At 73.5% G+C, this 20145-nt stretch carries 15 protein-coding genes; 7 read left to right on the top strand and 8 right to left on the bottom strand.

The features are described from left to right. Positions 1-3 precede the first annotated feature (3 nt). Entirely contained in the window at positions 4-954 is a 951-nt protein-coding gene (locus VFG42_RS22085) for a hypothetical protein (protein WP_324910982.1), read from the top strand. 19 nt (positions 955-973) lie between these two features. Further along, on the top strand, positions 974-1549 hold the full coding sequence (rfbC, locus tag VFG42_RS22080) for a dTDP-4-dehydrorhamnose 3,5-epimerase (RefSeq protein ID WP_324910981.1): 576 nt from the start codon (positions 974-976) through the stop codon (positions 1547-1549). On the opposite strand, the gene VFG42_RS22075 is transcribed toward rfbC, so the two are convergent. Continuing rightward, a complete protein-coding gene (locus tag VFG42_RS22075) occupies positions 1546-2748 on the bottom strand; it encodes a hypothetical protein (RefSeq protein WP_324910980.1) in 1203 nt (400 codons plus the stop codon). The two genes, rfbC and VFG42_RS22075, sit on opposite strands and share 4 nt — an antisense overlap. A gap of 119 nt (positions 2749-2867) precedes the next feature. Between VFG42_RS22075 and rfaE2 the strand changes: the two genes are divergently transcribed. After that, entirely contained in the window at positions 2868-4352 is a 1485-nt protein-coding gene (gene rfaE2, locus VFG42_RS22070) for a D-glycero-beta-D-manno-heptose 1-phosphate adenylyltransferase (protein WP_324910979.1), read from the top strand. On the opposite strand, the gene VFG42_RS22065 is transcribed toward rfaE2, so the two are convergent. Together VFG42_RS22065 and VFG42_RS22060 are read right to left on the bottom strand one after the other, a co-directional pair. Further along, entirely contained in the window at positions 4349-5419 is a 1071-nt protein-coding gene (locus VFG42_RS22065) for a glycosyltransferase family 9 protein (protein WP_324910978.1), read from the bottom strand. The genes rfaE2 and VFG42_RS22065 overlap by 4 nt on opposite strands. An 8-nt stretch (positions 5420-5427) precedes the next feature. After that, complete coding sequence (locus VFG42_RS22060; protein WP_324910977.1) at positions 5428-6018, bottom strand: D-sedoheptulose-7-phosphate isomerase; 591 nt, start codon at positions 6016-6018, stop codon at positions 5428-5430. A gap of 59 nt (positions 6019-6077) precedes the next feature. Between VFG42_RS22060 and VFG42_RS22055 the strand changes: the two genes are divergently transcribed. The 3 genes from VFG42_RS22055 to VFG42_RS22045 are packed head-to-tail and all read left to right on the top strand — an operon-like array spanning position 6078 to position 8448. Continuing rightward, positions 6078-7016, top strand: a complete 939-nt coding sequence (locus VFG42_RS22055) for a class I SAM-dependent methyltransferase (RefSeq protein WP_324910976.1) — start codon at positions 6078-6080, stop codon at positions 7014-7016. Then, positions 7006-7545, top strand: coding sequence for a hypothetical protein (locus VFG42_RS22050; protein WP_324910975.1), 540 nt, complete (start codon positions 7006-7008; stop codon positions 7543-7545). Before VFG42_RS22055 ends, VFG42_RS22050 begins: the two co-directional genes overlap by 11 nt. Before the next feature lie 3 nt (positions 7546-7548). Then, positions 7549-8448, top strand: a complete 900-nt coding sequence (locus VFG42_RS22045; RefSeq protein ID WP_324910974.1) for a decaprenyl-phosphate phosphoribosyltransferase — start codon at positions 7549-7551, stop codon at positions 8446-8448. On the opposite strand, the gene VFG42_RS22040 is transcribed toward VFG42_RS22045, so the two are convergent. The 3 genes from VFG42_RS22040 to VFG42_RS22030 all read right to left on the bottom strand — a co-directional run bounded on the left by VFG42_RS22040 (position 8432) and on the right by VFG42_RS22030 (position 14083). After that, positions 8432-9391, bottom strand: coding sequence for a hypothetical protein (locus VFG42_RS22040; protein ID WP_324910973.1), 960 nt, complete (start codon positions 9389-9391; stop codon positions 8432-8434). The genes VFG42_RS22045 and VFG42_RS22040 overlap by 17 nt on opposite strands. A 66-nt stretch (positions 9392-9457) precedes the next feature. Further along, positions 9458-11647, bottom strand: a complete 2190-nt coding sequence (locus tag VFG42_RS22035; protein ID WP_324910972.1) for a LamG domain-containing protein — start codon at positions 11645-11647, stop codon at positions 9458-9460. Between the two features lie 216 nt (positions 11648-11863). Continuing rightward, positions 11864-14083 (bottom strand): hypothetical protein, encoded by a 2220-nt coding sequence (locus VFG42_RS22030; protein ID WP_324910971.1) that lies wholly within the window; start codon positions 14081-14083, stop codon positions 11864-11866. A 212-nt stretch (positions 14084-14295) separates the two neighbouring features. Here VFG42_RS22030 and VFG42_RS22025 point away from each other — a divergent pair, with 212 nt between their 5' ends. Continuing rightward, positions 14296-17250: a glycosyltransferase gene (locus VFG42_RS22025; protein WP_324910970.1), complete on the top strand. Its 2955-nt coding sequence runs from the start codon at positions 14296-14298 to the stop codon at positions 17248-17250. A gap of 11 nt (positions 17251-17261) precedes the next feature. Here VFG42_RS22025 and VFG42_RS22020 read toward each other — a convergent pair whose 3' ends face one another. Together VFG42_RS22020 and VFG42_RS22015 are read right to left on the bottom strand one after the other, a co-directional pair. Next, on the bottom strand, positions 17262-19136 hold the full coding sequence (locus VFG42_RS22020; RefSeq protein ID WP_324910969.1) for a methyltransferase domain-containing protein: 1875 nt from the start codon (positions 19134-19136) through the stop codon (positions 17262-17264). Further along, entirely contained in the window at positions 19133-19924 is a 792-nt protein-coding gene (locus VFG42_RS22015) for a class I SAM-dependent methyltransferase (RefSeq protein ID WP_324910968.1), read from the bottom strand. The genes VFG42_RS22020 and VFG42_RS22015 overlap by 4 nt, the downstream gene beginning before the upstream one ends. Between the last annotated feature and the right edge of the window lie 221 nt (positions 19925-20145).

Below are 20145 nucleotides of genomic sequence, written 5' to 3'. Positions count from 1 at the left end.
GCCGTGCGCCCCGACCGCCTTCCGTACGCGCTGCCGGCCCCGGGTGAGCCGACGCGCGTCGCCTTCGTGGGCGACCCGGCCGCGTTCGGGCCGCACGTGCTCGGCGCGCCCGCCGGCGGGCTGATCCCGACGCTGGTCGCGCCCGGCGATCACGACGCGCTGCGCGCCGCCGACCCGCACGTCGTGGTCGCGCTGGCGCCCGAGAGCTTCGCGCCCGGCGCGCTGGACGCCGTCGCCGCGCCGGTCCTCGGCGTGGTCGCCGCGCCGCTGCAGGGTCCCGAGCACGACCCGCATCCCGTCTACGCGGCCAACCTGGAGGCCTTGCGCGTGCTGGCGCCCGACAGCGTCGACCGCGTGGTCCTCACCGACGCGCTGTCCTGGGAGTCCGCCGCGACGCTCGGCCTGCCGCTGTGGCGTGCGATGCCGCTACCGGTCGACGACCGGCTCTATCGCGCCCCGCGGCGCACCGCGCGACCGCCGCGCGTCGTCGCCCTCGGCGCGGCGACAGCGCACCGCGACGAGGTCCTCGACGGCCTGCGGCGCGAGTTCGCGCTGTCGCGCCACGCCGGGCCGCCGGGCGCCGAGGATCTCCGCGCCGCCCTCGACGCCGCCGACGTCGCGCTCAACGTCCACGCCGAGCGCTGGGTGATGGCCTTCGAGCCCACGCTGCTGGTGCACCTCGCCGCCGGCCACCTCGTCGTCACCGAGCTGCTGGAGACGCTCTACGGCCTGGAGCCCGGCCTCGACCTCCTGGTCGTCAGCGACCACTATGAGATGGACCTGCGCGTCCACCAGCTCTTCAAGACGCCGGAGATGTACGACCGCGTCCGCCTGCGCGGCCACCACAAGAGCCGCCAGTTCAAGGCCTCCATCATCTGGCCGCGCGTGATCGGCGACCTGCTCGCCGACCTCGCCGCCTTCGGGACGGACCGGCAGCGCCCGGCGACCGCCTGATCTGCCAGGCTTGCGCGCGATGCCCTTCGACCTGATCGAGACCGAGCTCGACGGCCCCAAGCTGCTGCAGCCGAAGGTGTTCGGCGACCACCGCGGGTTCTTCGTGGAGACCTACCGCCGCAGCGACATGATGGCCTTGGGGATCCACGAGGAGATGGTCCAGGACAACCACTCCCGCTCCACGCGCGGCGTGCTGCGCGGCCTGCACTTCACGGTCGGCCGCGGCGCGGGCAAGCTCGTCCGCTGCGCGCGCGGCGCGATCTACGACGTGCTCGTCGACCTGCGCCGCGGCTCGCCGACCTACGGGCAGTGGGAGGGCTACGAGCTGACCGACGAGAACCTCCGCGTCCTCTACGCCCCGCCCGGCTTCGGTCACGGCTTCTGCGTGCTCTCCGACGTCGCCGACGTGGTCTACAAGCTCGACGCCTACTACGACCCGGCGACCGAGCGCGACGTCTCCTACAAGGACCCGCAGATCGGCGTGCGGTGGCCGCTGGGCGACGACGAGCTGCTGGTCTCGCAGCGGGACGTCGACGCTCCGCTGCTGGCGGAGATCGCCGACGGGCTGCCGTTCGAGTACGTGGGCGAGCGCTAGGAGACCGCCGCGGCGTCGCCGCCGAGGCGCGTGATCGTGTCGACCGCGAGTTGGTGGATGTCGACGCGGAGGTCCGGCGGGCGGATCGCGAAGCGCTCGGCGCCCTCGCAGACGATCACGTCGGCGCCGGCGGCCGCGGCGTAGTCCGGGTCCCAGCCGAAGGGGACCCAGCAGAAGTGGACCTCGCGGAACGCGTGCGCGAGGAACCAGGACAGCCCGGCGTAGGCCGGGTTGCCGAGGCTGTAGGAGTCGCCGAAGATCACGACCGTCCGCGCGTCGTCGGCGGTGTCGTTGCGCATCACGGTCCGGGTGCCCACGTGGCCGCCGACGGCGAAGAGCGCGTCGAGGTTGCTCTCCACCTCCTGGGCCCGGCCCCAGCTGTGGTGCTTGCCGGTGACCTCGACCAGCTGCGGCACGTAGCGGCGGCCGAGGTCGCCGACGTGCAGAGCCCGGCTCAGCGGCATGTCCCCGGGCAGGACGTCATCGGGGATCCGCGCGTCGAGCCCCTCCGCCACCAGCTGCCCCAACGCGGCGTTGCCCGCGTAGGTGAGGTGCGTGTCGGTGCGCAGGAACGCGCCGCCGGGCACCGCCGCCAGCTCGGCGACCGGGTAGAGCAGCCCCAGCTCGGGCCGGGCGGCGAGGCGCGCCGCCGGCACGTCGGCGATCCCGGGCAGCGGCTCGGGGAACAGGTCGGCCAGGACCGGCAGCTTGTCGGGCACGATCAGCCCCAGGAACGCCGCGCCGAGACGCTCCGCGCCCTCCCGGCGCTCGGCCATCGCGGCGGCCCAGGCCGCGTCGAAGCCCTCGTCCGGCCCGACCGTGCCCTGGTACTGGTCGAGGATCGCGTTGCTGCCGCCGCCGAGGAAGATCCAGCCGTCGCGTCCGGTCACCGCGACGCCATCGTCCGACCACGTCCCGGGCGCGGCCCAGAACTCCGCCAGGTCGTCGGTGTGCACGTTGACCAGCGGCCGCGCCGGCGTGGCCGCGGCGACGGCGTCGGCCGCGCGGCGCGCCGCGTACTCGTCGCTGGCCAGGATCACCTGCAGCAGCGCGGTGGCCGTCTCGACGTTGCCCAGCTGCAGGGCGATCTCGTCGGGGCGCGGCGTCCGGTCGAGCAGGGCCTCGTAGAACGCGACGACGTCGGCGTCGGTCAGCGCTGCGGGCGTGGGAGGCGCGGGCGGCGTGGGAGGCGCCCCCACCGGGGCCGCTCCCCACCGTGACCGCAGCCGGGCGAGCGACCTGGACGACATGGGGCTCATCCTACGCGGCGCGGGGGCCGCGATGACCGCCGCCGGAGGCACGCAGTAGCGTGCCTGCCGTGCCCTCCGAGCTCTCCCACACCGCCCGCGACGTCGCCGCGGACGTGCTCGCGCTGCGCGACGCGCGCGTGCTCGTCCTCGGCGACGCGCTCCTGGACGTGTACGTCGACGGCCACGTCGAGCGGATCTCGCCCGAGGCGCCGGTGCCGGTCGTCCACGAGCGCGGCAGGCGCGAGGTGCTCGGCGGCGCGGCCAACGTCGCGGCCAACCTCGCCCAGCTCGGCGCGACGGCGATCCTCGCCGGCCGCGTTGGCGCCGACGCCGAGGGCGAGCGCGTGCGCGTGCTGTCGACGGCACAGGGGATCGACGTCGGCGCGGTCGTCACCGACGCGACGGTCCCGACGTCGCGCAAGGTCCGCGTCCTGGCCGGCTACCAGCAGGTCGTCCGCGTCGACCGCGAGGAGCTGGACCCGGTCGCCCCCGCGACGGCCGCCGCGCTGCTGGAGCACCTCGACGCCTTCCTGGCCACCGCCGGCCCCCGCGCCGTCGTCCTGGCCGACTACGCCAAGGGCGTGCTGACCGAGGCGCTGCTGGGCGAGGCGATCGCCCGCTGCCGCGCCGCCGGCGTCCCGGTCGTCGCCGACCCCAAGAGCGACGACCTCAGCCGCTACGCCGGCGTCACGATCCTCAAGCCCAACCGCCTGGAGGCAGTCCGGGCGGCAGGCGGCGCCAACGCCGGGCCGGAGGCGCTCGTCGCGGCGGTGCTGGACGCCAGCCGTGCCGAGAACGTCGTGCTCAGCCTGTCGGCCGACGGCGTCATCGCCGCGGGCGCCGCGCTGGATGAGCCGATGCTGCTGCGCTCCCAGGTGCGCCAGGTCGCCGACGTCTCGGGCGCCGGCGACACGATGGTCGCGCTGCTGGCCGGCTGCGCGGCGGCCGGGCTGCCAATCGAGCGCGGCGTCGTCCTCGCCAACCTCGCCGCCGGGCGCGTCTGCGAGAAGCCCGGCACCGCGACGCTGACGGCCAGCGAGCTGCTGGAGACCTTCGGTCGCGAGCACCAGGACCGCCCCGGCAAGTGGCTGGCCGACCGCGACGTCGCCGCCCGGATCATGGCCGCCGAGCGCGCCGACGGGCGCCGCGTCGTCTTCACCAACGGCTGCTTCGACATCCTGCACGCGGGCCATGTTCGGCTGCTGCAGAAGGCGCGGTCGCTCGGCGACGCGCTCGTCGTCGCGATCAACACCGACGACAGCGTCCGGCGCCTGAAGGGCCCGACGCGTCCGGTCAACTCGCGCGACGACCGCGTCGCGGTGCTCAGCGCGCTGGGCTGCGTCGACTTCGTGTGCGAGTTCGAGGAGGACACGCCGCTGGAGCTGATCCTCGCCGTGCGGCCCGACCTGATCGTCAAGGGGGGCGACTACGCCGTCGAGGACGTCGTCGGCGGCGCCGAGGCGGCGGCGTGGGGCGGGCGCGTCGAGATCGTCCCGCTGCTGGAGGGCCGCAGCACGACGCGGATCCTCCAGACCGAGAGCGGCCTGGTCTAGACGTCGGCGGCGGCCGCCGCGAGCAACGCCGGCGACGGCGACACGTCGGCGACCGGGTCCAGCCGATGGCAGGCCAGCGCGTTGCGCGTCGGCGGCGTCTGGCCGAACAGCGTGCAGGGCTGGCACCAGAGGCCGGACGTCCGGACGATCTCCGAGCCCTCGGCCAACGGGGCCCACTTGCCCTCGCGGCCCGAGGTGAAGATCGTCCGCGTCGGCGTGCCGTGGTAGCTGGCGATGTGCACCGGCCCGCCGTCCATCGTCAGCAGGCCCTCGGCCCTCGCGATGCGGTCGCACAGCGCGTCGAAGCCGTGGTCCTCGCGCGTCGCGCCTGCGCCCAGTTGCGCGGCCAGCTCGTCGGCGAAGGCGCGGTCGATCGGCGCCGCGACGACGGTCAGCGGCCGGCCGGCGGCCCAAGCGCGGGCGATCGCTGCCCACTGCTCGACTCCGAGCGACCGCGTCGGCGACTGCCGCCCGCTGACGGCGACCAGCAGCGTGCCGTCGGACGGGCGGCGCCGCGCGCGCGGCCGCGGCGGCGCGTCGGGCGCGAACGGCAGCCCCCACGCCACCGCGAGCAGGCGGCCGAACGCGACCGTCTCGTGCTCGTCGTAGGCGTCGTAGGGGACGCGGATCGCGGCGCGCGAGCCGCGGTTGGTGGCAAATGCAAACGCGCGGCCGCCGCGCCGTCCGGCCGCCAGCGTCAGCCCCTGGGAGAGCCCGAAGAGCTGCTCGGTGTTGACCACCACGGCGTGGCGCCCGGCCAGCGCCGCCAGCGCGGCGGCGGGACGGTCGTCGTAGGCAACGTGGTCCAGCCCCTGATTGCGCGCCCACGCCGCCGAGCGGCGCTCGACCACCCAGCGCACGTCGGCGCGCGGGTCGCGGCCGAGCTCCTCGACGGCGATCTGCGCGGCGATCAGGTCCCCCATGCCGCCCGGCCGGACGACCAGCAGCCGCCCGTCGGCCGCGCGGGCCGCCGACGCCGCGGCGCCGATCGCCCGCCCGACGACGGCCGCGACGAGCGACAGCGGCCGGTCGACGTCCTTCAGGCGCTCGGTCGCGTAGGCGGGCACCTACGGCGTCAGCTCGCGTAGTTGGAGGGGAAGAGCGAGCGCTCGACGAGCTCCACCAACAGGTGGATGACCACGATGTGCAGCTCCTGGACGCGGTCGGAGTGCACGCCGGCGGGCGTGCACACGTCGACGTCGGCGAGCGCGCCGAGCGGGCTGTCCTCGCTGCCGGTCAGCGCCAGGACGAAGCCGCCCTGGGCGCGCGCGGCCTCGGCGGCCAGGACGACGTTGGCGCTCGTTCCGCTCGTGGAGATCGCGACGAACGCGTCGCCCTCCCGCACGTGGCCCTGCACGTAGCGCGCGAAGACCTGCTCGAAGCCGAAGTCATTGCCGACGCAGGTGAGGTGCGCGGGGTCGGCGATCGCGGACGCGGCCAGAGCCGGGCGCACGTCGCGAAACGAGCCCGACAGCTCCTCGGCGAAGTGCATGGCGTCGCACAGCGAGCCGCCGTTGCCCGCGGCGTAGACCTTGCCGCCGTCGCGCAGGGTGTCCACGAGGCCCGCGCCACCGCGCTCGATGGCGGCGAGGACCGCCTCGTCGCCGGCCACGCGGGCGACGTTGTCGGCGACGGTCGCCAGCGTGCTGTCGATCACGGAACGCATCGGCGCAGACCTTAGCCGCCGGTCCTTCCGCGTGACCTGGAGGCTACGCTGCCCCTTTCATGGCCCATGACAGCCTCGTACGGCCGCCGGCCGCCGACCGCCTGCACGCGACCTGCCCGGTCTGCGACTCCGACGTCCCCGAGCTCCGCCTCGTCCTGCGCGACCACCAGTCCGACGAGACCTTCGCCGCGGTCACCTGCGGGACGTGCGGCGCGGTGTACCTCGAGGATCCGCCGACGCCGGAGGCCATCGGCCGCTACTACGACACGCCGGCGGGCGCGCAGATGCACACCAAGCCGGGGCCGCTGTTCACGGCGATGCGCGACCGCCGCTTCGCCAAGGACCTCGAGCCGCTGCTGACGCGGCTGAATCCCGACGCGCCGATCGCCGACCTCGGCACGGGCGACGGCTCGGTCGCCGAGCACCTGCACCGCCACGGGCGCGCGAGCCTCGGCCTCGACGTCTATGACCCCTCGGCCTGGCGCCACCCCGACGTCCCCTACCGGCAGATCTCGTTCGCCGGCCCCGGGCTCTCGGCCGAGGACCTGGCCGTCGCCGGGACCCAGGCCCGCGGCGCGGTCATGCGCCACGTGCTGGAGCACGTCCACCGGCCCGCCGACGTCCTGGCGAGCCTGCGAGCCGGCGGCGTCACGCACGTCCTGATCATCGTCCCCAACATCGGCTCGCGACTGGTCGGACCATTGGGCAGTTCTTGGTATTACTGGGATCCACCGCGCCATCTGACGTTCTTCACGGCCGACACGCTGCGCCGCTGCGCCGCCCGCGCCGGGTTCCGCGTCGCCGCGTTGGACACCTACGGCCTCGACGAGCTGGCGACATCCGCCCACCGCGCGCTGCTGCTGCGCGGCGGCGCGCGCGCCCACAAGATCGCCCGCGCCCTGCGCCCCACCGGCCCGATCGCCGGCGCCGCGTCGGTCCTCCAGGGGCCCGTCGGCGACACCGTCCTGCACGCCGTCCTGGTCGCAGATGACCGATGACCGTGTGCCGCTGGTCGTCGACATGGACGGAACGCTCTTCTCCTCGGACTCGACGATGCTCATGACGGCGCGGCTGCGCGCGCGCCGGCCGCATCGCGTCCCGGGCCTGTGGCTCGCCCGCCGGCGCGGCGACAAGGCCGCGATGAAGCTGTACCTGCACCGCCACGGCGCCGTGCCGATCTCGTCGTTCACGCCCTACGCGCCGCTGGCCGAATGGCTGGAGACCCAGCGCGGGCGGCGGCCGATCTACCTCGCCACCGGGGCGCCGCAGGCGCTGGCCGACGCGGCCGCGCGGAGCACCGGGATCTTCGACGGCGCGTTCGGGACCGAGCCCGGGCACAACAACACCGGGACGCGCAAGGCCGCACGCCTGGTCGCGCGCTTCGGCGAGCGCGGCTTCGACTACGCAGGCAACTCGGAGGCCGATCTGGCCGTCTGGCGCCACGCCCGTCGCGCGATCGTCTGCAACGCGCCGGCCGAGCTCGCCGAGCGCGCGGCGGAACTCTGCGAGCTCGAGCGCGTCCTGTAGATCGTGGCCTCGCTTCCCAAGACCTCCCGCCGTCCCGTGCCGCTGCTCGTCCTGCAGACGATGCGGCCGCGGCAGTGGATCAAGAACAGCTTCGTCCTGGCCGGCGTCGTGTTCAGCGGCCGGCTGGACCACGTCTCGTCGATCGGCAACGCGCTGGTCGTGACGATCGCGTTCTGCCTGGCCTCGGGCGCCTCGTACCTGCTCAACGACGCGCGCGACGCCGAGACCGACCGCCTCAATCCGCGCACGGCCGGACGGCCGATCGCGCGCGGCGACCTGCCGGTCGGCGTCGCCTACGCGGCGTCCGGCGTGGCGCTCCTCGCGGCGCTGGGGCTGGCGCTGGTGGTCAACCTCGCGAGCGCGGGCGTCGTGGCCGCGTTCCTGGCGCTCCAGTTCGCCTACACGTTGGGGCTCAAGCACGTGCTGTTCATCGACGTGATGGCGATCGCGGCGCTGTTCGTGCTGCGCGCGTTCGCGGGCGTCGTGGCGGTCGACGCGCGGATCTCCCCGTGGCTGCTCCTGGTCACCGGGCTGCTGGCGCTGTTCCTGGCGTTGACCAAGCGCCGCGGCGAGGCGGTCGCCATGGGCGGGCAGTCCAACCCGCAGCGGCCCGTGCTCGACTACTACTCGGTCAGCCTGCTCGACGAGCTGATCGGCGTCGTGACGCCATCGGTCGTCGTCGTCTACGCGATCTACACCGTGCTCGGCGCGTCGACCGACACGATGCTGGCGACGGTCCCGTTCGTGCTCTACGGAATCTTCCGCGTGCTCTTCCTGATGCACCACCGCGACCGCGTCGGGATGACCGAGGAGGTCGACGCGCTGGTTTACCGGGACGCGCCGCTGCTGGCCTGCGTCGTCCTCTGGGGCGTGGCCTGCGCGGTGATCATCCTGACCGCGTGACCGCGGCCTTCTCGGTCCGGCGGCGCTCCGCGCGGTCGTGCGCGGTGACGATCCCGGCGTAGAGCAGCTCGACGCCGGTCTGCAGCAGGCGGGCGATCCCCGCGACCGCGAGCGCGATCGGCGCCGCGATCACGGCGCTCAGGCCGGTCACCAGGCCGAGCTCGCGGGCGCCGAGCCCCCCCGGCAGCGCGAAGCCGACCATGCCGGTGATGAAGCCGAGCCCGAAGGCGGCGACGACACCGACCATGTCGCCGGCGTCCACCGGCGTGATCGCCTGCAGCGTGAACAGCAGCGAGACGCCGGCCAGCGAGAACGTGACGGCGTTGGCGAGGACGAGCACGACGACGGCCCGGAACGGCAGGACCTGGTCCAGCGGCTCGCGGCCGACGCGGCGCAGCAGCCGCGACGTCAGCCGCGCGAACGGCGCCGGGTGCAGCAACGCCACGCCCGCGACCGGCAGCACCGCGGCGATCAGCAGCGCCGCCTCAACCTGCGGCAGCAGCGGGATCGCGGCGACCGACGCGCCGGCCAGCGACAGCGCTATCTCGTACACCAGCGCCACCGACGACGCCTTCTTGGGGACGCCCTCGCGCTCGTTCATCGTGATGCGCAGGGCGAACACGAGCGCGCCGGTCGGGACGTAGCGCGCCAGCAGCGCGAAGCCATAGATCGTGCGGCCGCGCGACGGCTTGATCGGATGGCCGAGGCGCCGGAGCACGGCCAACGCTATCTCCGCCTGCAGCAGCTGATAGAGCGCCAGCGGCGGGATCGCGGCGACCAGCCACAGCGGCTCGAAGCGCAGGTCCGCGTCGGCGACCTTCGACCACTGCGAGGCGACCGCGAGCACCAGGAACACGACGACCAACACGGCGATCGGCAGCTGGAGCCAGCGCGGCAGGAGCGGTCGGGCCGCCGGAGCGTCTTCGGAGACGGGCGTTCCCATCCAGCCTGAGTGTGCCACACGCCATGAGGACTCCGGCGCCCGCGCCGTCTCCGGCGCGGGCGCGGATCAGCTGCCGGCGGTCGAGCTGCCGGTCGTCACCGCATGGCCGAACAGGAACTGCTGCTGCCACCCGGAGGTGGAGGTCCAGGTCCAGTCGGTGGTGGAGTTGAGGTTGGTGGAGTCCACGAAGGACACGTGGACCTGCCCGTTGACGACCGTCGCGCTGGGACTGGTCCCCGCGGCCACCTGGTGGCCGAAGAACTCGGCCTGTTGCCAGGCGCCCGTCGGCGACTTGTACCAGTCGCTGATCGTGTTGCCGTTCTGGGAGTCCACGAAGAACACGTGGACCACGCCGTTGAGCAGCACCGCCGACGGGCTCGTGCCCGTCGCGACTCGGTGGCCCCAGAGGAATGTCTGCTGCCAACCTGCGGTCGGGCTGCGCGACCACACCGTCAACGTGCTGTTGTTGAGCGAGTCCACGTAGACGGCGTTCGGCGTGCCGTTGGCGTCGACCACCGCCGTCGGGCTCGTGCCGGCGACCACCGGATGCCCGAACAGCGGCGTCTGCGTCCAGCCGCCCACGAACGTCTGCTCCCAATTGGTGAGCGAGTTCAGCCCCGTGGAGTCCGGGTAGAACACCATGTAGCGCTGGGCGGTGGTGAGCGTCTGGTCCGCGCCGTAGGTCGTCCACGACCCGTTCACCGCGACGACGCGGTAGTGGTAGGTGCGGTTCACCGAGAGGCCGTCGACCCACCGGCTGTAGGTGTGAGCCCCGGACAGGCCGTCGTTCTCGGCACTCGTCGTCTGGCCGTAGGCCGTGGTGGGGCCGTACTCGAAGTGGTAGGACGTGCCGGTGACACCCTGCCGATCGACGGTCGCGTTCAGCATCGCCGACGTGTCCTTGACCTGGCTCGCCGTGCCCGTGGTCGCCGTCGGGGACGCCACCGGGGCGGGATCGGGCGGGTCGCCGCCCGCGTCAGGGACGCCCGAGACGGCGTGCAAGGGCGGATCGCGGAACCCACCGCCGTTGCGGTCGGTCATGCCGCCGGTGCGCCCGTGATACCCGTCGCCGTAGAGCTTGGTGACCTGCCAGGGATGCTCGGTGTCCCAGCACGGCCACTTGATCTTCGCCGTGCAGAACTTGACCTTCCAGAGCTGGGTGATCTTCCACGATCCGTGGAGGTCGTTGTGCCACGGTAGGAAGCTGGTCGTCTCACCGTCCTTCTCGGGATCGAAGTCCAGCGCCTTGGTGACCCCGAACGAGTCGGTGCGGTCCGCCCAGGCCAGGCGCTCGGGCGTGCCGACGATGACCTGGTCGTGCTGTTCGTAGCACCAGCTGGTGCGCAGGAAGACGGCGTAGAGGCTCTTGTACTGCGTCGCGCCGGTGAGCGGGTCCCTGGTCCGGTACAGGCGGTCCCACCGGTTGGTGATCTCCTTGCATCCGTATCTGCCCGCGGCGCGGCCCACCGCGCTCCCCACGTCCTCGGGGACCGCGGTCTGCTCGGCAGAGACCTGATCGACCGTGAACCCCGCTGGGAGGTACTCGGTGCCCATCGGCTCGTCGAGCGCGTCCGCGATGCCGCAGTCCGACCAGTACTGCCGGGCGGTCACGACGAGATCGTCGAGCTCGGCCGTCGTCATGCCGTACTCCGAGGCCGAGTGCTGGCTCAGGCTGCAGGTGACCACCGACGCGAAGTGCGTGGCGACCTGCGTGGCCGTGAGCGACGAGTTGTAGGTGCTGACCTCGTCGATCGTGCCGTTGAAACGCTGACCGTTGTCGGGCTTGTTGCCATTGCCGACGACGACCGTGTTGGGCACGACAGAGCCCACCGCCCACGCCCCGTCGCCGCGCGGCACACCGTCGACGTAGAGCTTCTGGGTCGCACCGGCGACGACGAGAGCCACCTGATGCCATTTGCCGTCAGCGACGTCGACGTTGCTGTTGACGACGACGCCGGTCGGCAAGTTATAGGCAATCACCTTGCCGGAGGACACGAACAGGCCGAAGCCCGCGCCCGCGAAGACCAGGATCCCGTGATAGCCAGAGCTCGCGTCCGACGTCCGGATCCATGCCTTGCCGGAAACCGACCCATCGGGCAAAGGCCCGGGGGCGCCGCCGAGGACCGCGGCGTTGGCGCCGGAGAACGTCACGGCGTGGTTGTCGGCCCCGAAGAGCCCTGAGGCGCCGAAGGTCGCCGTCCCGCCGGTGAGGGTCAGCGCGGCACCGCCGGTGACCTCGTTCGCCGCCGACGACACCCCGGAGAGCTCGTTCAGACGCCAGAAGCCGGCGGGACTGTCCCCGCGGACGGCGCTGTTGTACACGACGCCGTTGGGATCGGCGGCGTGGGCCGCCGCCAACGCTCGCGCTGGACCGGCGCCACCTGGCTTGGACCGTGGCGCCGGCGGCGACTCTAGACCGCAGGTCCCCCTGACAGTGGACGGATATCCGTCCAACTACTGAGAGGATTCTGACTAGCCCGCGGCCGGCTTGTACCAGTCCAGGTACTTGCCGCAGGCCTGACGCACGGGCACCGTCCGCTCGGTGCCCTTCGGCGTGATCGCCAGGGTGCTCCCGGGGAGCACGACCGTCGGCGAGTTCCAGCGCGGCTCCTCGGGCCGGAGGCGGATCGCCGTCGGGCCGGCGGCGGTCACCGCGATCTCGCCCGCGGGGTAGAACTGGCCCTGGCGGTCCAGGGTCGCGGGCAGCGTGACGTTCAGGCCCGACGCGGTGACGCGCACGCCGGCGCGCCACGCGTAAGCGAGGCTGATGGTCCAGCGGCCGGGCTTCAGCGTGACAGGGAGCGACACCGCCTGGCCCGCGCGCAGCGCCGGCACCGCGACGTACACCGGCGCCGTGCGGACGCCGGCGGTCCCGCCGCCGCGCAGGACCGCGCGACCCTCGTCGGATCGGCAGTCGAGGACCTGCCCGGACTGCCCGTGCTCGCCGGAGAGCGTTCCGCGGACCTCACCGGGGCCGGTGCGCAGCCACAGGCCGAATGGCCCGGAGGTCTTGATCAGTCGGAAGTTCGGCGGCGGCTGGCTGCCCGACGGGTCGGTCGTGCCGATGACGGCGTCGACCTGGTCCAGCGTTCCGACGTAGGTGGTGTCGAAGTCCGTGTTCTGGAGGTAGGCAGGCGCCTTCTCCGGCCGTGCGGGCAGCCCACCGAGCCCGGGCTGCAGGACGCGGGCGCCGCGCAGGTACCAGGAGCCGAACTCGTCGTTGCCCAGGTAGAACACCGTCTTGCCCTTGACCAACGGCCGCAGCTGGGCGAGCTGGCGCTCGTGGGTGAGCGGGCCGACCGGCATGAAGCGCAGGGCCAGGGCGGTCGACACGGACATGAGCGCCAGCAGCGCGACCGCCAGGACGCCGACCGCCGCGCGCGGCGCGAGCACGCGCGGCGAGCGCGCCGGCGGGACAGGCGCGCCGGCGGGCGCGGCGCCGGCGCCGGCGCGGCGCCACCCCAGCAGCCCGACGGCGGCGAGCGCGACCAGGAACGGCGAGAGGATCACCAGGGCCTTGGCGGTCGCGTACGGCGACTGCGTCCGGTCCGACCACGCCCACACCAGCAGGCAGGCCAGCGCCGCGGCGACCAGCTCGGGCTCGCGGCGCGCCAGCAGGCGCGCGGCCCCGGCGACGGCCGCCACCAGGACGACCAGGGCGAAGATCGTCGAAAGCGTCTCCGCCGCCGGGGCGTAGCGGAAGTCCGCGCTCAGCCACACGCCGGTGACCTCGAAGAAGTGCAGCGGGCCCGGCAGGTTGCCCAGGCCCGTGGCGTCGATGCCCGTGCCCGTGCCGCTGCTGCGCATGAACTCCCAGAAGTGGTGAAGCCGCGGCGCCTGTGGGATCAGCAGGACGATCACCGCGACCGCCCCGACCGCGACCGGCCCGACGAGCGCGCGCACCTGCCCCCGCACGCGGCCGACCAGCCCGGCGGGCCGCGAGGTCGCGGCGAAGCCCACGATCGCGAGCACGACGGTCAGGCCCGCCCAGCCCAGGCCCGGGATCGCGTAGAGCGACAGCACGCCCCCGGCCAGGACCGCCATCGGCGTCAGGCGCACGGCGCTCGTCGACGTCGTCGTCCTCGCGTCGCGCAGCGAGACGACGATCCCGACGAGCAGCGCGACCAGCAGCGGCTCCTTGAACGCGCCCTCGCCCATGTACGCGGCCAACAGGTACGGGACCCCGGTCGCGACCGACGCGATCGCGCGCGCCGGGCGCGGCAGGCCGTCAAGCAGCCCGTAGAAGCCGATCGCCACCAGCACCGGCCCGGCGATCGTCATGCCGGTGAAGACGCCGACCATGTCCAGGCCGAGGCACTGCGCCAGCTGCGCCGACACCGCGTGGGGCCCGACCGGGTAGTAGCGCATGAACCCGCTGACGCCCGGATCGATGTACCCGTCCGTGAACGCCGCCGCGATCGGCAGGTGCAGGAACATGTCGTTGTCGAAGCTGACGCCCAGGATCCCGAAGCGCGCCTGAGCCCAGAACGGGATCAGCGTGACCAGCAGCGTCACGACCCCGACGGCCGCCATCAGCGGCGGCGGGCGATGCGCCGGATGTCTGACCATGAGGGCCGCCCCGCCCACGATCAACACCAGCGACGCCAGGCCCGGCAGGATCTCGTGGCCGGGCAGATGCAGCCCCGCCGAGGCGACCAGCATCGCGACGCTGAGCCCCACGGCAGGGGCCATCGATGTCCACCTACGGACACCGCAGAACGAGCACGCGAGCTGTCCGATCAGCGTGGAGCCGATCACCACGATCACGGCTCCGAGGACGGTCGCGGCCACCTACGACCGTTCCCGCATTGGTTGCTGCCGGCGCATCCCGCCACACTCTATGAGGTTGCCCGCCGGGGCGACGAGCCCCGGGGAACGGGCCTTCGACGGCTACGATCCGCCCGGTGAACGTCTGCACCATCGTCGCCAAGAACTACCTCGCGCATGCGAGGGTCCTGGCCCGGTCCCTGGCCGCGCAGCACCCGGAGTCCCAGCTCACGGTGCTCGTCCTCGACTCCTTGGAGGGGTACGTCGACCCCGCCGACGAGCCGTACCGGCTGTGGGGTCCCGACGACCTCGAGTGCGAGCCGTTCGACGAGATGGTCAACGCCTACAGCGTGATCGAGCTGTCGACGGCGGTGAAGCCGTGGCTCCTCAGAAGACTGCTCACCGAACAGGACCACGCCGTCTACCTGGACCCCGACATCCGGGTGGTCTCGCCGTTGGACGAGATCCGCGAGCTGGCCGTCGAGCACGGCATCGTGCTCACGCCGCACAACCTCACGCCGATCCCGCGCGACGGCCGCTATCCGTCGGAGGAGTCGATCCTCATCGCCGGGGCCTACAACCTCGGGTTCATCGGCCTGGGGCGTGGGGACGCCGCCGACGAGCTGCTGGACTGGTGGTCGGAGCGGCTGGCCACCGACTGCGTCGTCGACCCGGGCTCGGGCCGCTTCGTCGACCAGAAGTGGATCGACCTCGTGCCCGGGATCTGGCCCGACACGCACATCCTGCACGACCCGACCTACAACATCGCCTACTGGAACCTCCACGCGCGTACGCTGGAGGTCGACGACCCGCGCCGCCCGACGATCGACGGCCGCCCGGTTCGCTTCCTGCACTTCAGCGGCTTCAGCCCCGACCGCCCCGACGAGCTGTCCAAGCACCAGGACCGGATCGTGCTGGACGAGCGCCCCGACGTGCGGGCGATCTGCGACGTCTACGGCGCCGAGCTCGTCGAGCAGGGCTACCACGAGGCGTCGAAGTGGCCCTACGGGCTGGCGAGCCCGGCGGCGGGCCACGCCGCCGGCGGGGGGCTGGACGGCGTCAACGTCGTCGGCTACCTGACCGCCGAGCTGGGCGTCGGCGAGGTCGCGCGCCAGGCGATCGGCGCGCTGGACGCCGTCGGCGTCCCGACGATCCCGGTCGGCATCCCGTCCGGGGTCAACCGCGAGGGCCACGACTTCGAGCACGCCTCGCACGCCTACGGCCCGTTCTCCACCAACCTGGTGTGCGTCAACGCGGACATGCTGCCGACGGTCGCCGGGCAGCTCGGGCCGGAGTTCTTCGAGGGCCGCGGCACGGTCGGCTGGTGGTGGTGGGAGACCGACGAGCTGCCCGAGCGCTGGCACGGCTCGTTCGACCTGGTCGACGAGGTCTGGGCCGGCAGCCGCTTCGTCGCCGAGGCGCTGGCCAAGGTCTCGCCGGTGCCGGTCGCCCACATCCCGACGCCCGTGACGATGCGCCCGGGCGTCGTGGCCGACCGCGCCGCGGTTGGCCTGCCCGAGGGGTTCGTCTTCCTGTTCTCCTTCGACTTCAACAGCGTCGTCGCACGCAAGAACCCGGCCGGGCTGATCGAGGCGTTCAAGCGCGCGTTCCCCGAGCCGCGCGAGGGCGTGACGCTCGTGCTGAAGTCGATCAACGGCGACCGCCACCCCGAGGCCGTCGCCGCGCTGAGCGAGAGCTTCGCCGGCCGCGACGACATCGTGCTGCGCGACGAGTACCTCGACGCCGAGCTGCGCGACGTGCTCGTCGCCAGCTGCGACTGCTACGTGTCGCTGCACCGCTCCGAGGGCTTCGGCTTCACGCTGGCCGAGGCGATGCTGCTCGGCAAGCCGGTCGTCGGCGTCGCCTACTCGGGCTCGGCCGACTACCTCTCCGACGAGACCGGCTTCGTCGTCCGCCACGAGCTGGTGCGCATCGGCGAAGGCGCCGATCCCTACCCGGCCGACGGCCGCTGGGCCGAGCCCGACCTCGACCACGCCGCGCAGCTGCTGGTCCAGGTCGTCGACGACCCTGAGGAGGCGCGTCGCCGCGCCGAGCGCGGGCAAGCGTTCATCAAGCGCCACCACTCGCCGGCGGCCGCCGGCCTGGCGATGGCCCGGCGGCTGTCGCGCCTGGTCGAGGGCCAGGACGTCGCCGACGTCCTGGACCCGCCCAAGTTCCAGGAGGCCCAGGACGCGCGGACGAACACCCTGAACGCGATCCAGGCCCCGGCCCCGGCGCCGCTCTCGGCCCCCGGCCGGGCGCTGGACCGGGCGACGCAGCGGCTCCTGCGCCGGGCCACGGGCCACCGGCGCGACCTCGACCAGGCGCTGTGGTGGTCGGTGGAGAGCTCGGCGGCGGCCGCGCAGCAGGCGCTCGCCGACCACGGTCAGCGCCTGGGGCGCCTGGAGGCCTACGTCACCGCGGCGCGCCTGGCCGAGAGCCGGCGCGTGGCCGAGCTGCGGGCGCTGCAGAACGGCCTGTCGGGCGAGGTCGCGGCGACGCGGGACGGCCTGGCCGAGCTGGAGGACGCGCTGCGCCCAGGGTCGGAGGTGGAGGACGCGGCGCTCACGCGGTTCGAGGCCGACGGGGCCGGGCGCGTGATCGGCTTCGAGGGCGGCGGCGCGGAGGCGGGCGCCGACGCCGCGGAGGCCCTGCGCGCGCGCCGACGTCGTTACGACACGCTGCTGGAGGGCGTCACGCCGGTGCTCGACGTCGGGCCGGCGCTCGGCGACGGCGACGCGGTCGCCGCGCTGGAGGGCCTGGACGAGGGCTCGCAGGGCGCGGTCGTCGCCCTGGCGCTCGTCGAGCGCCTGGACGAGGACGCGCTGCGTCGCCTGCTCGCCGCCGCCCACCGCGCGCTGCGCCCGGGCGGGCGCCTGGTCCTGGAGTCCGTCAACCCGCACTCGCCGCGCGCGCTGCACGCCTTCTGGGCCGACCTCGACCGCACGCGCCCCGTGTTCCCCGAGGCGCTGCTGACGCTCTGCCGCGACGCCGGCTTCGCCTCCGGCTACGCGTTCGCGCCCGAGGGCACGGGCGACTGGGACGCCGACCGGGGCGACAGCGACGAGTACGCCGTCGTGGCGACGCGCTGACGGCGCGCTACCTAGCCGCGGTGCAGCAGGCGGCGCAGCGCGCCGCCTGAGGGTTGCGGCGGCGCCGGTGGCGCGGTCGAGACGGGCGGCGGGGCGGCCGCCGCGTCCACCTGCGCGCGCAGGGACGCGATCTCCTGGTCGCGCCGCGCGACCTCGGCGTGCAGCCAGTCGACCGTGTGGTGCAGGTCGGTCGCCCGCTTCTCCAACTCGGCCATCGACGGCGCGCGCCCCATGACGTCGGCGCGCTGGCCCAGCGGGCCGAGGTACAGCGGGCGGTCCACGACCCGGCGCAGGCGCTGGGCGCAGGCGACGACCGGGTCGGGGTCGTCGTCGGGCGCGATGCGGATCACCGCGGCGAGCATGCGCGCCTCGCGCTCCAGCGCGGCGTCGAGGTCGAACGCGACGTCGGCCTCGCGCGCGAGCTGCTCGGCCAGGTCTCCGACCGTGGTCAGCCCCTCCGGCCAGCGGCTCGGCGGGCACGCGCCGGCCAGGCGGATGGCGGCCGTGAGCACGCCGCGCTGCAGGACGTCGTCCAAGGTGTAGGAGTCGTCGAACCACTCCTCGTCGATCGCCGCGGTGTCGCCGTCCGGCGTCAGGAGCACGTGCTGGGGCCCGAGCTCGATGTCGCGCGGGGACGCCGGCGCGCGCTCGACGTGGCGGCGCCAGAGGCCCAGGAGCCGGACGCGCTCGTCGGCATCGGCGGCCTCCAGCAGCTCGATGATCGGCGTGCCCGCGACCAGCGGCGCGCGCGGCTTCGGGCGCAGCTGAAGCGTGTCCTCCTGTGCGGTCGGCCCGTCGTCGCGCAGGCGCGCGCGCTCGAAGACGACGCCATCGGGCGTCCGGCGCACCTCGGTCTGCACGGCGAAGAGCGGACGGCGGCGGTGGCCCCAGAACGTCGCCAGGCGATCGGCCGGCCAGAGCGCGTCGGCGCCGGCGCGATCGCCGTCCGGCGTGGCGATGACCAGGAAGGAGTTGGCGAACTGCCCGCCCAGCCCGGCGCGCACCAGGCTGCGCCAGAACGGCTCCTCGGCGGTCAGCGTCGGGCGGAAGTGCGGCGAGGCGCCGCTGGGAAACGACGGCGTCCGCCACGCGACGGGCGCGGTGTCGCCGTCCAGCAGGCCGTCGGAGAAGGCGATCCGCGCGTACTTGTAGTCCGGGAAGACGTGGTGGACACGTGGCGCCAGGCCCGCCTGCGCGAAGAGGGCCTCCAGCGTCGCGCGGTCGAACGTCCGCACCGGGCCGGGCTCGGGGTAGTCCTCCAGGCCGGCGAACGGCCGGGCCAGGTGGTCCTCCGGCGCGCCGGTCACGTACTGCACGCCGAGCCGGTTCTCGATCGCCAGCACCAGCGCGCCGCCGGGCTTCAGCGTCGCGGCGAGGTGGCGCAGCCACGCGACGCGCTCGGCGATCCCGTCGCGGCCGCCGACGTACTCCAGGACGCCGACCACGACGACGACGTCGTAGGTCGGCTCGGCCGGCACCGCCTCGACGGGCCCGAAATGCACGCGCACGCCGTCGAGGTCCGCGCAGCGGCGGGCCGCCGCGCGGGCGCGGACGCGGTCGGGCTCCAGCGCGTCGACGGCCGCCACCGTCTCGCCGAGGTAGCGCGTCACCGCGCCGCAGCCGGCGCCGACCTCCAGGACGGTGGCGTCCGCGGGCAGGTCGAGCGCGCGCATGATGTGCGAGCGCTCCGACGAGAAGTGGTACTCGGTCTCCCAGGTGTGCTCGTAGCCGCGCAGCTCGTCGGAGAGCACCGAGCGGTCCTCGACGCGGCCGAGCACGTCGTAGACCTCCTCCTCCCCGCCGTCGCGCCAGTCGGCGCTCGTCTCCGAGAGGAGGTGGACGCCGTCGACGACGTCGCCACTCAGCTCTCGCAGGGGCGTGGTCACAGCTTCTGCAGGATGCCGAGGCCGCAGCCGTCCTGGTACACGATCTCCCCGGGCCGCGCCGGGTCGCCGACGTGGCGGTTGAGGTTCATGAACGCGACCTCGCCCTTGTGCTTGCGCAGCCAGTCGTCCAGCGCCTTCTGCACGCCGCCGAGGCCGTTGGCGTCCCACGAGCACGCGTAGGCGCTGGTGTCGTGCAGCAGCATGATCGTGTACGGGTCCATGCGCGGCACCCAGCGGTCGAGCTCACGCAGCGTGTGCTCGTACTGATGCGAGGAGTCCAGGACGATCAGCTGCGGCATGCCCAGCAGCGTCGACTCGGAGTCGTCGACCGCGTCCTGCGCGGCCGAGTCGCCGAGCTTCAGGGCCACGTGGCCTCCGAGCCCGGCACGGTCGATCCACTGCTGCGTGAACGCCGTCGCCTTGGGATCGATGTCGATCGACACCAGCTTGCCGCCCTGCCCCATCGCCCGCAGCCAGAACCCGATCAACAGCGCCGAGTACCCGTAGTAGTGCCCGAGCTGCACGACGCGGCTGACGCCATTGCCGGAGATGAGCCCCTGGATGAAGCTCATCGCCGGCACGTTGATCTCGCCGATCGAGTCGGCCGCCAGCGTCGCGGCGTACCAGTCCTCCATCAGCTGCCACTCGTCGTCGGTGAGCACCTGGTAGATCGCGGGCACGTAGTCGGTCCCGTGCAGGTGATGCCACCAGAACCGGCCGTGCGGGTCGTCGCGGAACCGGCGCGAGCGCGCGGCGGCCGCCGTGGTCGAGGACTGTCCGGAGCTCATCTCCAAGGGAGAGTAGTGCCAACGGGTCAGGGGATGTGCCCCGCCGGACGGGACGTCGGCCTCCGGCGCAGGCGCGATCTCGGCCAGACCACCTTGGGGAGCTCAGCAGAGCAGGGGCCCCAGCTCGAGCAGACGCTGGGCCTGGGCCTCAGGGAGAGACCTCGCTGATGGCGGCACCAAGCTAGCACAGCACTGAGATCCGACAAGCATACTGAAAGTCT

Source organism: Baekduia sp., from assembly GCF_035685985.1.
Taxonomy (GTDB): Bacteria; Actinomycetota; Thermoleophilia; order Solirubrobacterales; family Solirubrobacteraceae; genus Baekduia.
The sequence above is the reverse complement of the archived record's forward strand: the minus strand, read 5'-3'. Positions and strand labels throughout refer to the sequence as shown.

Bases quoted from the DNA above. Each gene is read 5' to 3' on its own strand.
- VFG42_RS22060 (WP_324910977.1), bottom strand. From the start codon at position 6,018: ATGCGTTCCGTGATCGACAGCACGCTGGCGACCGTCGCCGACAACGTC.
- VFG42_RS22050 (WP_324910975.1), top strand. From the start codon at position 7,006: ATGACCGATGACCGTGTGCCGCTGGTCGTCGACATGGACGGAACGCTC.
- VFG42_RS22030 (WP_324910971.1), bottom strand. From the start codon at position 14,083: ATGGCCCCTGCCGTGGGGCTCAGCGTCGCGATGCTGGTCGCCTCGGCG.
- VFG42_RS22015 (WP_324910968.1), bottom strand. From the start codon at position 19,924: ATGAGCTCCGGACAGTCCTCGACCACGGCGGCCGCCGCGCGCTCGCGC.
- rfbC (WP_324910981.1), top strand. From the start codon at position 974: ATGCCCTTCGACCTGATCGAGACCGAGCTCGACGGCCCCAAGCTGCTG.
- VFG42_RS22055 (WP_324910976.1), top strand. From the start codon at position 6,078: ATGGCCCATGACAGCCTCGTACGGCCGCCGGCCGCCGACCGCCTGCAC.
- VFG42_RS22040 (WP_324910973.1), bottom strand. From the start codon at position 9,391: ATGGGAACGCCCGTCTCCGAAGACGCTCCGGCGGCCCGACCGCTCCTG.